The 15,213-nt window shown below is 43.0% G+C and carries 10 protein-coding genes; 5 read left to right on the top strand and 5 right to left on the bottom strand.

Annotation, left to right across the window (positions count from 1 at the left end):
* The first annotated feature begins 197 nt into the window (after window positions 1-197).
* Window positions 198-1,109, top strand: a complete 912-nt coding sequence (locus tag B4J50_RS05600; protein ID WP_286846959.1) for a MurR/RpiR family transcriptional regulator — start codon at window positions 198-200, stop codon at window positions 1,107-1,109.
* Window positions 1,110-1,166: 57 nt separating this feature from the next.
* Window positions 1,167-2,969 carry an aldehyde ferredoxin oxidoreductase family protein gene (locus B4J50_RS05595; RefSeq protein ID WP_286846957.1) on the top strand — a complete coding sequence of 601 codons (1,803 nt, stop codon included), beginning with the start codon at window positions 1,167-1,169 and terminating at the stop codon, window positions 2,967-2,969.
* Window positions 2,970-3,042: 73 nt separating this feature from the next.
* Here B4J50_RS05595 and B4J50_RS05590 read toward each other — a convergent pair whose 3' ends face one another.
* The 3 genes from B4J50_RS05590 to B4J50_RS05580 all read right to left on the bottom strand — a co-directional run bounded on the left by B4J50_RS05590 (window position 3,043) and on the right by B4J50_RS05580 (window position 8,379).
* Window positions 3,043-5,220 carry a methyl-accepting chemotaxis protein gene (locus B4J50_RS05590; RefSeq protein ID WP_286846955.1) on the bottom strand — a complete coding sequence of 726 codons (2,178 nt, stop codon included), beginning with the start codon at window positions 5,218-5,220 and terminating at the stop codon, window positions 3,043-3,045.
* Between the two features lie 195 nt (window positions 5,221-5,415).
* Entirely contained in the window at window positions 5,416-7,470 is a 2,055-nt protein-coding gene (locus tag B4J50_RS05585) for a methyl-accepting chemotaxis protein (RefSeq protein ID WP_286846953.1), read from the bottom strand.
* A gap of 219 nt (window positions 7,471-7,689) precedes the next feature.
* Entirely contained in the window at window positions 7,690-8,379 is a 690-nt protein-coding gene (locus B4J50_RS05580; protein ID WP_286953981.1) for a response regulator, read from the bottom strand.
* A gap of 236 nt (window positions 8,380-8,615) precedes the next feature.
* On the opposite strand from B4J50_RS05580, the gene B4J50_RS05575 reads away from it, so the two are divergent.
* Entirely contained in the window at window positions 8,616-10,025 is a 1,410-nt protein-coding gene (locus B4J50_RS05575; RefSeq protein WP_286847694.1) for a hypothetical protein, read from the top strand.
* A 123-nt stretch (window positions 10,026-10,148) separates the two neighbouring features.
* Here the strand turns inward: B4J50_RS05575 and B4J50_RS05570 are convergent, their stop codons facing one another.
* Window positions 10,149-12,059, bottom strand: coding sequence for a S9 family peptidase (locus B4J50_RS05570; protein WP_286953980.1), 1,911 nt, complete (start codon window positions 12,057-12,059; stop codon window positions 10,149-10,151).
* A gap of 157 nt (window positions 12,060-12,216) precedes the next feature.
* Between B4J50_RS05570 and B4J50_RS05565 the strand changes: the two genes are divergently transcribed.
* Window positions 12,217-13,008, top strand: a complete 792-nt coding sequence (locus tag B4J50_RS05565) for an SDR family oxidoreductase (protein ID WP_286847696.1) — start codon at window positions 12,217-12,219, stop codon at window positions 13,006-13,008.
* A gap of 137 nt (window positions 13,009-13,145) precedes the next feature.
* Here B4J50_RS05565 and B4J50_RS05560 read toward each other — a convergent pair whose 3' ends face one another.
* Window positions 13,146-14,291: an aldo/keto reductase gene (locus B4J50_RS05560; RefSeq protein ID WP_286847697.1), complete on the bottom strand. Its 1,146-nt coding sequence runs from the start codon at window positions 14,289-14,291 to the stop codon at window positions 13,146-13,148.
* A 167-nt stretch (window positions 14,292-14,458) separates the two neighbouring features.
* Here B4J50_RS05560 and B4J50_RS05555 point away from each other — a divergent pair, with 167 nt between their 5' ends.
* Window positions 14,459-15,211: an IclR family transcriptional regulator gene (locus tag B4J50_RS05555; protein WP_286847698.1), complete on the top strand. Its 753-nt coding sequence runs from the start codon at window positions 14,459-14,461 to the stop codon at window positions 15,209-15,211.
* Window positions 15,212-15,213 lie beyond the last annotated feature (2 nt).

Below are 15,213 nucleotides of genomic sequence, written 5' to 3'. Positions count from 1 at the left end.
AAAAACAGTACATTATTAAATAACAAGAAACAATAATTAAAAAATAAGAATATGTTAGAATATTTTTATGATACCTGAAGGGGTCTTTTTTTTCAATATCGATGACGTAGTTTCATTAATTGACAAATGATTCACTTCTTTTTATGCTGTTTATACAATTCTTTTTGTCGGAAATGATTCTACAAAGGAGATCTTATATGTTGAGAGAGCAGATTGCAGCAAAAATAAATGAATTATCCCCAGGGCAACGCAAAGTAGCTTACTTTATTTTGGAAAAGCCACGAGAGGCTGCTTTTTTAACAGCATCTCAACTTGGGACCCAGGTAGGAGTTAGTGAGGCCACTGTAATACGTTTTGCTCATACGTTAGGGTTATCTGGCTATCAAGAACTGCATCAAGCAATCAGCCACATGCTTATAGATCATCTTACGACCCTTGAACGTATGGAGAAGTATCGGACATCTGGAGAAAAGAGTCTCTTCGACACCGCTATAGGAAAGGATATTAACTCCATGAGACTTGTTCAATCTCGTCTCGATGAGAAAGTAATCCGCAACTTAGCTGCTCTTTTTACCCAAGCTCCTGCTATCTATATCGCAGGGTATCGAAGTTCCTATACTCTTGCTTATTACCTTTCCTTTTACCTATCATGGATCCTCCCAAACATCAAATTAATGCCCCTTGATATGCCTTACGAGCTCTTGGTGAATGCTCCCCCAGAGAGCGTTGTGACTGGTATCAGTTTTCCACGGTATTCCACATGGACCCTTAAGGTCCTTCGCTACGCTCGTGGAAATAACCTACAGACTGTAGCTATAACTGACGAATATACAAGCCCTTTAGCTACATATGCCCTTCATGTTGTAACCATACCTTATACACCTATTTCATTTATTGATTCCTTTGCTGCGCCAATAAGCGTTTTGAATTGCATTATACTCAGTATCGCTCAAGAACTAGGAGATACACTTTCATCCCGTCTCGAAATTCTTGAACGATATTGGGAAGAGAACAACCTATATGTGCCACCTACTTTAAAAAAAAGGGGGGAAATCTATATCGGGGAAAATAGAATTGTAAATATCGCAAAGGAAGAGGAGAGAGAGTAGAGAAAAGATTATAAGAGAGGAGAGAAACTAAAGAGAAGAGAGAAGGAGGGATTGTAAATGGGGAGCCGCATGGGCACCATTTTGCGAATAGATCTGTCTTCTCACAAGATATCGAAAGAACCGGTGGATGAAAAGCTTCTTCGCGCATATATAGGTGGACGTGGATACGGTTCAAGAATTCTTTTCAATGAAAATCCTCCCAACATAGATCCCCTCAGCCCTGAAAATCGCCTTTTATTTGTGACTGGCCCCTTAACCGGCCGAGGAGTACCTGCTGCCGGACGATATATGGTGGTCACTAAAAGCCCTCTAACAGGCTATATCGCATCAAGTAACTCTGGCGGCTATTGGGGAGCAGAACTTGCAAAAGCTGGCTGGTTTATGATCATAGTTGAAGGGAAAGCAAATCATCCTGTATATATCCATATTTATGACCAGAACGTCGAAATACGAGATAGCAGTCATCTTTGGGGGCTTAACACCCATGAAACTACCGACCGAATTTTAGAGGAGATAAAAGATACGAAGGCAAGAGTACTCTGCATCGGACCAGCAGGGGAAATTCTTTCCCCTCTAGCATCTATCATGAACGAGAAAAATAGGGCTGCTGGTCGAAGCGGTGTTGGAGCAGTCATGGGGTCTAAGAATCTGAAAGCAATAGTGGTACGAGGTACATCTCGACCTTACGTAGCTCAATCCGAAGAACTTTCAGCAGTTTTGAAAGAAAGATTGGAGAAATTAAAGAAACACCCAGTAACAAGCCAGGGACTTCCTGCATATGGCACTGCCATTCTAGTCAATATAATCAACCAGACTGGAGCGTATCCCCACCGAAATTGGCAGGGATCTTATATGGAAGATGCAGACAAGCAATCTGGAGAAACTCTCGCCGAGAAATATCTTACGGGAAATTACCACTGTTTCGGTTGTCCTATTGGCTGCGGACGGATAACAAAAGTAAAAGAAAAGGCTGGGGAAGGGCCAGAATATGAGACTATTTTCGCCTTTGGAACTTGCTGCGGGATAGCGTCTATTGAACCTATTATTCAAGCTAGCTATATTTGTAATGAATATGGGCTCGACACTATTAGTACCGGAGTCACTATAGCTGCTGCCATGGAGCTTTACGAAAAAAAGTTCATTAAAAAAGAGGAACTTGAGGGGGGACCAGAGCTTCTGTTCGGGAATGAAGAAGCCATAACGTATTGGACAGAGAAAATGGGGAAAGGAGAGGGGCTTGGCAAAAAACTAAATCAGGGGTCTTGGCGTCTTTGTACCATGTACGGACATCCTGAACTCTCCATGACTGTAAAAAAGCAGGAAATGCCCGCTTACGATGCCCGTGGTATTCAAGGGATTGGTCTTACATACGCAGTAAGCAACCGGGGAGCATGTCATGTAAGAGGGTACCTTATTTCTCCAGAAATTCTCGGAGCGCCAGAAAAGCTTGACCCAGACGATATCTCTCAAAAACCCATGTGGGGGAAAATTTTTCATGATCTTACAGCTGCCATTGATTCTTCCGGAATGTGTCTCTTTACATCTTTTGCTCTAGACGCGGCAGATTATGCTGCATTTTTAAAAGCTGGAACAGGATTTGACTACACCGCTGACGAGATCATGACCTGTGGTGAAAGAATTTGGAACCTTGAAAGACTTTTTAATCTCAGGGAAGGGCTTAACCCTAGTAAAGAAGATACATTGCCACCCCGCCTTCTCAAAGAGCCTATTCCTGAAGGCCCTGGGAAAGGAAAGTTGAGCAGGGTTCCAGAAATGCTTCCTGAATACTATCGCTTAAGAGGATGGGATGAAAAGGGTATCCCAACGGAAGAAACACGAAGAAGACTCGATCTCCTTTAGCTCATGGAGAGGAAATAAAGAAAGGCTAAAGAAGCGAGGGGAGCAGCTGCTCCCCTCGCGCTCTCTTCATCTATTATGCAGGAAGAAGCCCCGCCCGCTCTTCTGACTCTTCAAGTTTTTCAGGTCCTTCCATGTCCTTCATATCTTCCATCTCTTTTTTCAGCTTAAACTGCGCTACAGATTTCTGCATTTCTCCGCTCAGCTGAACCAACTCTTCTGCCGCTTCAGAAATAGACTGAGAAACTCGTCCCTGTTCATCCATAGATTGGGTAATAGAGCCGACCTGATCGGCTATTTCCTGGCTTGTTCGCGCTACATTATCCATACCAGCTGTCATCTCCTGAGCACTTGCAGATTGCTCTTCCATGGTAGCAGCAATAGTCTGAACGCTTTCTGTAACGACCGCTATTTTTTCTACAACATCGTCAATCACTGCCTTTGTTTCAGCAGCTTTATCAACAAGAACACGCACTTTTTCTTCTGAACCCTTTTGATCGGAGATAGCCGCCTTCGTTCTATTAGCGATTTCTGAAATAACGTCGCTTACCTGAGATGCAGCACGACTTGATTCCTCCGCAAGTTTTCGAACTTCTTCAGCCACAACAGCAAAACCCCGCCCCGCATCTCCCGCCCTAGCCGCTTCAATAGCAGCATTAAGAGCCAAAAGGTTCGTCTGATCTGCTATCTGAGTAATGGTGTTGACAAATCCTGTAATTCCCTCTACAGACCCCGAGAGCTCGCCAATTGCCGATCCTACTTTTTCGCCGGCTTTTGCTACTTCGTTAATCAAAGAGGCAATATCATCAACAGCCTTCCCTCCGCGATCAGCTACCTCTGAAATCTGGGAAGCACTTTCCCCTGCTTCTGCAGCTGTCTTCGCTCCCGCCTGAGCGCTGGCAGCCACTTCTTGAACACCGGCATTGGCCTGTTCCACTGCTGCCGCTGAATCCTGCGTATTTTGGCTAACTTTATCCGCAAGGGCAGCTACCTGTTGAGCCGCAGCGGAACCTTGTTCTGCTGAGGTACTTAAATGTTCCGCCTTATTTAGAACCTCTTCTGCATTATCCCGAATGGCGAGGACCACATGCCCCACACTATTTATAAGCGTATTAAAAGCACCTACCAGTTCCTGAATTTCCATAATGGAGGAAGAGGTATCCATCTGGACAGAAAGGTCACCCGTAGAACCTATTTCTTTCGCTTTAGACACCACATGAGTAAGAGGATTCGAAATGCTTCGTGAAAAGAAGAAGACAACTATAACAGCTACGGCTACTGCCGCCAGAACTCCAATCAAAATAGCTTTTCGAAGAACAGGAATTGCTGCTAACGCCTCGTCTTTAGGAGCAGTGATACCAAGAATAAAGCCATTTTCCAAAGCGCGATAGGCCGTAGATACAGATTTGCCTTTCATTTCATGTAAAAAGGTGCCTTCTGGATTGGCGAGCATCCCTTTAACGTAATCTGCGAGAAGCCCTCCCTCTATTTCAGAGGCTGTAGGCCCATTAAAGGAGTACTCTGGGTGATACATAAAACGAAGATCTCTGTTGAGGAGGAAAGCATACCCCGTATCGTAGAATTTCACGTCCTTTAATGTATTCTGGACAAAGGAATAATCAAAAACCATGCCGATAACCGCTATAGTTTTACCCTCTATCTCTACAGGCATCGAATAGGGGATTTTTTCCTCTACATCGTTGGTAATAACGTCACCCCAAACTGGCTGTTTTGTATCGAGAGGACGCCAGAACCATGATGTCTGCTGTGTTTTCCTATTAAGAAGATCTTGTGCGGTATATACTGTTTTATCGGAGAAAGTGAAGATTGAATCGGCATTTTCCCTAGAGAAGGAAACCATGTGCACTTGATCTGAATCGAATTCCTCAGGGTTAAAACAGATAAAAATTTCCCTCGTTTCCTTTACCTGGCTTCCCAGTTCCGAAATGAATTGAACGTTAGTGGCAGCAAACTGAGCTACATAAGCTTCCATTCCGAGAGCCTTAGCCATTACAGGCTTGAAACGAGTTCGAACAGTCGCATTAAGGGCCAACAAGAGGCCATTAAATCGACCGAAAGTATTATCCAAAGCACTGGCGATCCGTTCCGCTTCGGCATTTTCGTATTCAACAGCCGCTTTTTCAAGAGCCTGAGAGCTTTTTTGAACAGCGAAAAAGCCCACGCCAACCACAGCAACAAGAATCAGAGCAACGACAATAGCTGTAACTCGAGTGCCAAGTCTGTTAAAACCCATAGAATCCACATCCCCCTTGAAGAAAAATTACAAGATTCATTGTACATACAGTTTAATCTAGAACAATTAAATCTCAAGCCTTGACGTTCTTTTTTTATTTTTCAAAAAAAGAACCCCAATCCCAGAGAGCTCTGCATCTCTCCGAGATCGGGGTTTCCTCGTTTATGTATGGGAGGTCGAAATCCCTTGATCGTGTTATTTCAAAGGAACGAGGCCTGTTGTATTGTCTTTTCCTTCTGTCTCCGTTCCCACTACAAATTTGGAGATGAGACGAAGCAAATCACTTGCGGACCGAGACATGTTTTGAGATTCCAACGCTATACCCTCTGCGGCTTTTGTCGTATCTCCAGAGGCATTTTTTATGTTGCTCATAGATTGCACTACTTCCACTGTAGCATCGGTAACTGTCTGAATTGCGCTCGTCATTTCCTCACTGGAAGCTGCCTGTTCTTCTGAGACAGCCGCAATGCTCTGAACGGATTCAGATACTCTCGCCACGGCCGACACTGCTTCCTTCAGCTTCTCTTGGGCAGACAAAGCTTGATCCATAGTTTTTCCAAGAGTCTTCTCACTCTCCTGTGCTGCCAAAATGGAGTGCTGAGAACTTGCTTGAAGTCCCTTAATAAGAGATTGAACTTTCTGTGCGGCCAAAGCTGATTCTTCCGCTAATTTTCGAACTTCTTCAGCGACAACGGCAAAACCACGTCCCGCTTCGCCAGCTCGGGCTGCTTCTATAGCAGCGTTAAGGGCTAGGAGATTCGTCTGATCGGCTATGGAGGTAATAGTGGCAACAAAACCTGAGATATCGTCCACAGAACGTGCAAGATCAAGGATCGTTTCTGCCCCTTTTTGGGATTCTTTTACAGCAAAAGAGATGCCTTCTATCATCCGATCCACATCCTCTACTGCCGTTTCCGTTATATTCACCGCTTTCGATGATCCTTCCGCCCCGTCAGTAGCCGATTTCGCAGCCGCCTGAGCACCAGCAGCTACTTCCTGAATAGAAGCATTCGTCTCTTGCAACGCAGACGAACTGTTTTCACTTCTCTCCAAAACCTGGTCGATGGAACCGGCAACTTCCTCCATGGAAGCAACTGTTTCTTCCGAGAGAGATGCAAGTGTTTCTGCTCGTTGAGAGGTTTCTACGGCTTCATGGCGAACAGAAACAATAAGTTCCCGAAGACGATCCACCATTTCGTTGAGATGGTGAGAGATACGAGCAATCTCGTCTTTACCCCTTGTATTAAAACGAGCAGTTAAGTCCCCTTTGGCAATACAATTTGTCGCTGTTTCCATATGACGAATAGAGCGAGACAATCCTCGAGCAATGGTAAAGACAAGAAGAGCCACAACAAAAACTGCTATTACAGATACTGCCAAGAGCATCCACGTCAAAGAATGGATAATATGTGCAATAACTAACACTGGGAAAAAAATAGCTAGAGGCAGCCCATGTTTTGAAGGAGCGTAAAAAACCATTTTCTCTTCATTGCCGTAACTGTAGGTCGCCGAACCGGTTTCACCTGCAATCATTTTTTGAGCCACAATCTTCAGAGCATCAGGGAATTTACTATCTTGGCTCATGTTTACTTTCATAATATCTTCCGTATGAGGAGATGCAATAACAGTTCCCTTGCGATCAAGCAAAAAAGCTTCTCCCGTACCATAAACCTTCAACGAAGCAACCATTTCTGTCAGGGCTTCAAGATTAACGTCCTCTCCAACTACTCCGAGAAGGGATCCCGATTCACTGTAGATAGGAGTCGCTATAGATAAAACCAAATCTCCTGAAATAGAATCCACATATGGATCTGTAATGATCATCTTTTTAGCCGATACAGCCTGTTGATACCACGGACGAGTCCGAGCATCAAAACTCTCTGGCTCCCTCCATCCTGTCCCATCAGAGAAGCGACCATCTTCTTCCCGTCCCATAAATATGTTGGTGATTCCTTCTTTTTTATTTTGCTGTGTCAGACGTGAAAGGAAGGCCTCCACGGCATCTTCATCCGTAACATGATGATACAGCCAGTTATAACGTACTGATTCTGCTACCGAATCGAGAATGCCTGTTAAACGATCAAAATAGCTATCAATAAGTCCTGATCCCTTTTGTGCCGTTTCCATGCCAGTTTTGCTGATAGTGTCTACTAAAATAGCAGTCCCTCGATAGTACGTAATGCCAGTCATTATTGCAATTACAACCAAAATAGCAGCAAGCATACCCCAAAGTCTGGCTTTAATGGTCACGTTGTCTGTTCCCCTCCTTATGATCCCAAAGAATATTAAAAATGATGGCGTAATTCCTATAAATCCTCGTATAATCAATCTATAAGTCTAAGGATTTAAAGAATCCAGGCAAGAAAAAAACTAAATATTTTTCATATTATCCTTTTATTTCATAAGGGTAGGGATTACATTTTTGAATTTATATAAAAAATATAACCTTTTTTTGAAAATAAAAACATGCTACTTGAGGTATTTAAATTTTTTTAGAGGACGTCCTGTCGGGCGATATTCTAACGTTGAAACGACGCTGCCTATTTTGAGAAGATAGTCGAGATACCGCCACGTAGTCGTACGAGAGAAGCCTGTGGCAAGTGCTATGTCGCCGATAGTCAAAGGGACATCGACTGTGGACAGAACATCTACCATATGGTCAAGAGTTTCTTGCTGAATGCTAATGGGAAGATGATTACACAGATTCTTCTCTCCACGCAGAGGGAAAAGATCATCAATATCCTTTTGGGTACATAAAGGAGGAAGAGTCTGGAAGAAAAGTTGCCTGTCCCTAGAACCATGAAGAGATTGCCTAAAACGTTCAAAAGAAAAAGGCTTGAGAATATAATCGAAAGCACCTAAGCTTAAGGCATGTTGAATGGAAACTCTACCTGGGAGAGAAGAAACAACTATAATAGCTGTCATTGGAGAGATACGATGAATTCGCCCCACCGTTTCCGCCATATCTGAAGCGAGACCTGCAGGCTCTACGAAAATAACGTCTATCTTCTTTTTTTGCAGAAGGAGACAGAGCTGCGGCAGGGTAGAAGCTATTCCCACAACAACAAATCCTGGAACTGCAGAGATATATCGCTCCATTACAGAAACAGTCATAAGATCTTGATCAGCAATAAGAATATGAATGGGCTCTTCTTTCATTCTATTGTAGACAATCCTCACTTTTCGTTTTCATCTTCAATATTTCATTCTAAGGCTATATAGAAAAAGTATATACGACCAACTTCCCATTTCCTCTTTGTTTACAGTATTTTTATTATAACTTTTTACTATAATTTTTTATATCCTTTCACAAAAATATGGACGCAAACAAGCTATTCAGGTACCATAAGGCAAAATATTAAATTTAATAAGGCTTGAAGGGCGTGAGTGTTATTATGCACGAACTGTTCGAAAAAATGTCTTTTCTTCTTCATGGCGGCATTCTCGATATGCTTGCCGACCAAATGTCAAAGACATCTCCACAGGCCGTAATCCTTGAACCACGAGGAGAGGATCTCTCTGTTCTCGAAGCCATAGGCATCACCCCACCAAACTTGATCATTTCCGGAGAGAGGTATTCGTTGGAACAAACGTTCTATGGAACTCCTTCTCTTTCTATGACGCCATTAAATCTCTCTTTAATGAATAATAAATGGGGGTGGGGAATTCCTTTGAAGGGAAAGGAATGGACCTTCTATTTCCTTTTTAGTCACCGCCCTTCTCAGCAATTTCTCAATAACTTACCTGCTATTGAAGGACTGATAAAGCTCTGGCAAGATTTCAACGGTCGGGAAGCAATGGAACAACGCTTATCTCGCCTTGCCTACATGATCCTTGCCACAAAAAATACCCTTTCTTCAATTTTTGAACCGATGCCCCTCGACTACTTTGCCGCCTTTCTAAGCGATGTAATACGAGAGAGTCTGTTTCCCGCAGATTTGGCAATCATTCATGACGATGGAGAAAAACTTACCTCTCTGGAGGGAGATATTTTCAATCTTCCCAAGCGGGACGCAAATCTGTTTACTCGCCTTTTTACCCCTTCACCTATACCTATTGATTCTGATCACGCTGAGATATTCGGAGAGGAACGATATTCCAGACTTGCCCATAAATGGTCTGTGCTTTTACCTATTCCCAGCATGAAGCAAAAATTATATTGCCTTCTGAAGTGGAATCATTCCTTAGAAAAAGAAGACCTGAACTTCCTGGAACTTCTAGGTAACGTAGCTTCTAAAGCGCTCTCTATATCGTGCCTCCATGAAGAACGCGACGCAGCCTTGAAAGAATTATCGGAACAGGCTTATGCATTGCAAGCTCTTCATCAAGCTACTCTTCAACTTATGGAACAACCTGATATACATCATCTTTGTAAGGCCATCTTGGATATGTTCTGTGAAATATCCAGAAGCCGCCAAGGTCTTCTTATGCTGTGGGACATGGAGGAACAAAGCTATACCCTTCGCGGAATATATTGTCATGGCAAAATAAAAACACCTACTCGGTCCATAAAACTTCCTTTTTTCTCCATGGACAAAGGAAGTATGCCTTCCTCTTTTTCTTTAGAGATGGCAAGATCTTATTTTCATTATCTCAAAGTACCTGCGCTTTTAAACTTCCCTGAAATAATAGGAGCTCAGTGGGTCATTCCTCTCATTCATAAAAAGACAAAACTCCTAGGATTTGTCGCGTTATGGGAAAAAGAAGAGGGGAATGAATCCGTTCATATCTCCCTTTTCGAGACTCTTGGGCAAACAGCCTCCGCTGCTATTTGCTGCTTTTACAACAAATCTTTTCCATTTTAGATATTCTTCCTTAAAATAGCAAAACGTAAGGAGGTAATAAAACGATAAGAGACTGTCTTTATAAAAGGCAGCCTCTTATCGTTATCAAAAGACTTGATTTCTTATGTTCAGACTTATTTGTTTTTACTCCATACGGCCCCTCAAATGAATAGCTAAAAATCTTTCCATGGCTCGATAGAACTCAAATCGGTTTTCTTCGTTTCGGAAACCATGTCCTTCATTGTCTTTCACTATATACTCCACATAAATGTTCCGCTTGCGGAGAGCCTCCACTATTTGATCAGATTCTGTTTTTTTCACCCGAGGATCATTTGCTCCTTGAGCAACTAAAAGAGGTGATCGTATTTGATCGGCATGAAAAACAGGTGATGCCGCCTGAAGCAGAGCTTTATCCTTCTCCGGGTGGCCAATCTGTTCATACATCATTTGTCGGCCTAACTCCCAATATGGCGGTATAGTGTCGAGAAGCGTAAAGAGGTTGGAGGGCCCCACATAATCCACGCCACAAGCATACACATCCGGAGTAAAAGCCAAGCCTGCAAGGACTGCGTATCCTCCATAAGAAGCACCGTAAATACCCACTTTTTTCGGATCTGCTACACCCTGGCCTATAAGCCATTTCACCCCATCGGTAATATCGTCCTGCATAGCACGTCCCCACTGCTGAAAACCAGCCGTCCAAAATTGTTTCCCATATCCAGTAGAACCTCTAAAATTCATAGATAGTACGGCATATCCTCTATTGGCAAAAAACTGAGCCTCCGGACTAAATCCCCATGAATCTCGAGCCCATGGGCCACCGTGAGGGAGAATAATTACAGGGAGGTTTTTAGGCTCAACTCCTACTGGTATCGTGAGATATCCATGGATAAGAAGGCCGTCCCGTGCCTTGTAGCGAACCGGCCTCATGGCTGCCATCTCTTCTTCCTTCAACCAAGGACTTAAATCTGCCAGTTTTTCGAAAGCTCCACTTTCCATATCGTAAAAATAGTAGGCTCCCAGAGTGCGGTCGCTTCCTGCATAGACAAGCATTCTCTTTTCATCTCGACTCATACTTACTACAACAACCTCATAGCTCGGAAGTTTCTTTTCAAGAGTTATTTGTAATTGTTCTCGATCAGGATCAAAAAAAACATAGTGTGCTTTATCCGTAGTAAAGCGAACACCCGTAACAATCTTTCGTTTCTTTGATTGAAGAAGCCTATACACATCTACGTCAGGATGTTCGTATACTCGCTCAAGAAAAGCTCCTGTTGTCGGATCGTAACGATAGATAGCACTTTTATCACGGTTTAAATTTGATGCCACGTAAAGGTGTTGATCATCAAAAGTAAAAAAGAGAGGGTCAATAGAGTCCTTAAAATTTGTCGTAACCACTGTTCTAAAAGGATCTTCCTCCTTTTCACGATAAAGAAGGCTTGTATTCACTCCATCAGTTTTTACAGCCACACGAAGTTTCCCTTTATGGTCCGTAAGCCACCCTGCTATGTCTCCAGGGTTTTCAGCCACTAAATCTATCGTGCCGGTCTTCACATTTATGCGGTAGACATCGAAAACCCTGGGATCTCTTTTATTCATGGCAATAAGCATTTCGTCATCTACATCTTCAAGATCGTCCACCACTGAAACTCTTACCTTGGGGAAAGGTGTGAGCTCCCGCCGATTTGCGCCAGATATGTCTACGGAGAAAAGATGATAATTTTCATCGCCACCTGAATCCTTCATATAGATAATCTGATTATTCCCTTTCCAAAAATAACCTGCTATATCTCGATTTCTTTCATCTGTGAGACGTACAGGCTCTTCTACGCCCCCTATCTTTTGCACAAACACATTAAGCCTTCTTTGCCACGGCTGCATAAAAGCTAAATATTGCCCATCTGGAGAGATGGAAAAAGCAACTTTTTCAGGATTTTTAAAAAAATCTTCGAGGGGAATAATGCGTGGCAAGGCCGAAGCGCTAGCAGTGCTCCAAAACAGAAGGACAATAGCTAACCCAGCCACAACGACTATAAAAAGGACCTGTTTCGACATAGCATTCTCTTCCTTTCATTTGCGATTATAGTTTTGAGTTTATCACGAATTTTTGCGCTTTTAATCCGATAAAATGCCGAAAACCACAACTTCCCCCTTGATTCAAAGCTGAATATACAGAATACTATTCATAAAACCAGCAGAGGGAGGAGAGTACATGGATTTAGGAATAAAAGGGAAAGTAACCCTTATCATGGCATCAAGCACTGGCCTGGGGAAAGCCATAGCTCGTCGTTTCCTCATGGAAGGAGCTATTGTAATGATGGCAAGCAGAAATGAAGACAAACTTTTACGGACAGTGGAGGAACTTTCCGATGAAATTGGAGTCACTCCCTATTACAAAGTATGCGATATTGCGCAACCGGGGCAAATTAAAGCGCTTGTACGAACTGCCGCGGAAACGCTTGGCCCTATTTCTATTTTAGTCAATAACGCGGGAGGCCCTCCGGCAGGAACTTTCGAATCATTTGACGATGAAGCATGGCAAAAAGCTTTCGAACTCAACTTATTAAGCTATGTCCGCACTATTCGAGAGGTATTGCCTTTCATGAAGGTTCAAAAATGGGGACGAATTGTTAACTCCACATCTTCATCGGTAAAGCAGGTTATAGAAAATCTAATCCTCTCAAACACATTCAGACTTGGAGTCATTGGTCTAACAAAAACCCTCTCGCAAGAACTTGCGCCATACAACATTCTCGTCAATGCTATTGGACCTGGCCGATTTGACACTCAACGTATCCGGCAACTCGATCAGGCTTTAGCATCGAAACGAGGGATTTCAGTGGAAGAAGTGAATAGGGAAGCCCTCGCTCAAATTCCATTAGGCCGATATGGTGATCCTGACGAATACGGCCGATTAGCCGTGTTTCTCTGTTCAGAAGCGAATAGTTATATTACAGGTCAAACAATTCTTGCCGATGGCGGCATGGTAAAAGCTGTTCTTTAGACGAGTAAAAATTTGCTCGCAATAAAAACCAAGGGGCTGCCATTTATGACAGATAGAGCCCCTCTGTGGAACTTTCTCAGAGGGGCTCTATCTATAATCTGTAATCCCGCTAGAGGGAATTGGATCTCTTCTTCTCCTTAACTTTGCCCCCCATTTTTTTCAAAAAGCTCCACAATATCTTTTAGATGTTTACGAATCGAGATATTTTGAGGGCATACTTTTTCACAGGCACCGCATCCTACGCAGAGACTTGCTCTCTCGTGCTCTTTCACGAAGACAAAATACGTGTCTTTGGCCATTTTTTCGTCATCAAACATAAAAGCTATATTATAGCGATTGAAACATTCGGGAATATTGACCCCCTGAGGGCAAGGCATGCAGTAACGACAGTTCGTACAGTTTACTTTCATTCGTTTTTTATATTCGTCCCTCACTCTTTCCACAATCTGAAGATCGTGAGGAGATAAGGTTTCAGGCAGGGCTTTTTTTGCTGCCGCAATATTTTCTTCCACTTGCTCCATGGAATTCATACCACTCAAAACTACCGACACTTCCGAATGATTCCATACCCAACGAAGCCCCCAAGACGCAGGGCTCATAGATTCATCCCCTTCCTTCCATATATTCTGAATAGGAGCTGGGACATTGAGTGCAAGTTTACCACCCCGAAGGGGCTCCATAACAACAACGCCAAGCCCTCTGGAGGCAGCCTCTTTCAACCCCTTTGTTCCCGCCTGATAATTCTCGTCAAGATAGTTATACTGGATCTGACAAAAATCCCATTTCCACGCATTCAAAATCTCTTCAAAGAGTTCATAATCTCCGTGAAAGGAGAAACCTGCATAACGAATCCGGCCATCTGCAAGGGCTCTCTCGAGAAAAGAAAAAACATCATGTCTTACTACATTCTCCCAACGTTCTTTATTGAGGGAATGGATAAGATAGAAATCAATATGATCGGTCTGAAGACGCTGAAGCTGTCTATTTAGGAACATATCCATATCTTCCGGTTTTTCTACAAGCCATGAGGGAAGTTTTGTAGCTAAGAATATTTTCTCTCTGTAGCCGCCAGCAAGAGCTCTCCCTACAAAAGGCTCGCTTTCCTCATTGTGATATGTCCATGCTGTATCGATGTAATTAACTCCATGATCAATGGCATAACGAAGAATTTTCGTAGCCACAGGCTCGTCAATATTTCCTTCTGATGTTACAGGCAAGCGCATGCAACCGAAACCGAGAATAGACAAATTCTCATCCATACCAGGCATTTTTCTATAAAGCATCCTTTTTCCCCCTTTCACTCTTCCTTTTCGTATTTACGATACCATCCCCAGTATACCAAAGAGAAACAAAATGTTTCCTTCCAACTATTTGACATATTTTCTTTCTTGGAGTACTTTGTGAATAGGTAGAAATGGGACAGAGTGTCTCATTCTGAAAGGAGAGCCTTATGAATATTCTATCTCCTCGAGAAGATACTGTGCAACGCATCGCACGTATCATGGAAGCAATTTGCACTGCCGACGATTTATTGAGTCTGAGGGAAATAGAAGAACAGACTGGTATTCCCCGGGCTACAGTTCATCGCTTCCTTCATTCACTCAAAAGAGCGGATTGGGTCTATCAAGACCCTGCAACAGAAAAATTTCGCACTGGAATTCGCTTCTTTCTTCTCTTTGATCGCCACGCCTACTACGATGAACTTGTCCAAATTTGTTATCCTCACATGAAAAAACTTCTCGCTCAAACAGGACGGACTATTCTTCTCTCCGTACTTGATGGAACTGTGGGAAGGTGCATCCTCTCTGCGGAACCGGCCACCGCTCTTAAATTTGTAGCACATAAGGGGATGAATATTCCTTTATATGCTGGGGCCACCGGGAAAATTCTTCTTGCTTATGCCAAACCTGAAATTCAAGAGCGGGTTCTAGCTCAAAAATTAGTCCCTTTTACAGAAAAAACAAAAACAGATCCTCACATTTTACAGAGAGAGATAGAGCAAATTCAAAAACAAGCCTACGCTTTCAGTCAAGAAGAATGGATGACCAACGCTGGGGATCTTAGTGTTCCCATTTTTGACCATAGAGGGCAGTTTGTCTGTCAACTTGGAATAGCTGGCCTATCGTCAAGTTTTGAAGGAGAGGTAGAAAATCTCCTCATTCTTCTCAAAGAAGCTGTCAGTGCTATATCACCTAAATTATGAGA

The sequence above is a fragment of the Aminobacterium sp. UBA4908 genome, from assembly GCF_002398115.1.
Lineage (GTDB): Bacteria > Synergistota > Synergistia > Synergistales > Aminobacteriaceae > Aminobacterium > Aminobacterium mobile.
The sequence above is the reverse complement of the archived record's forward strand: the minus strand, read 5'-3'. Positions and strand labels throughout refer to the sequence as shown.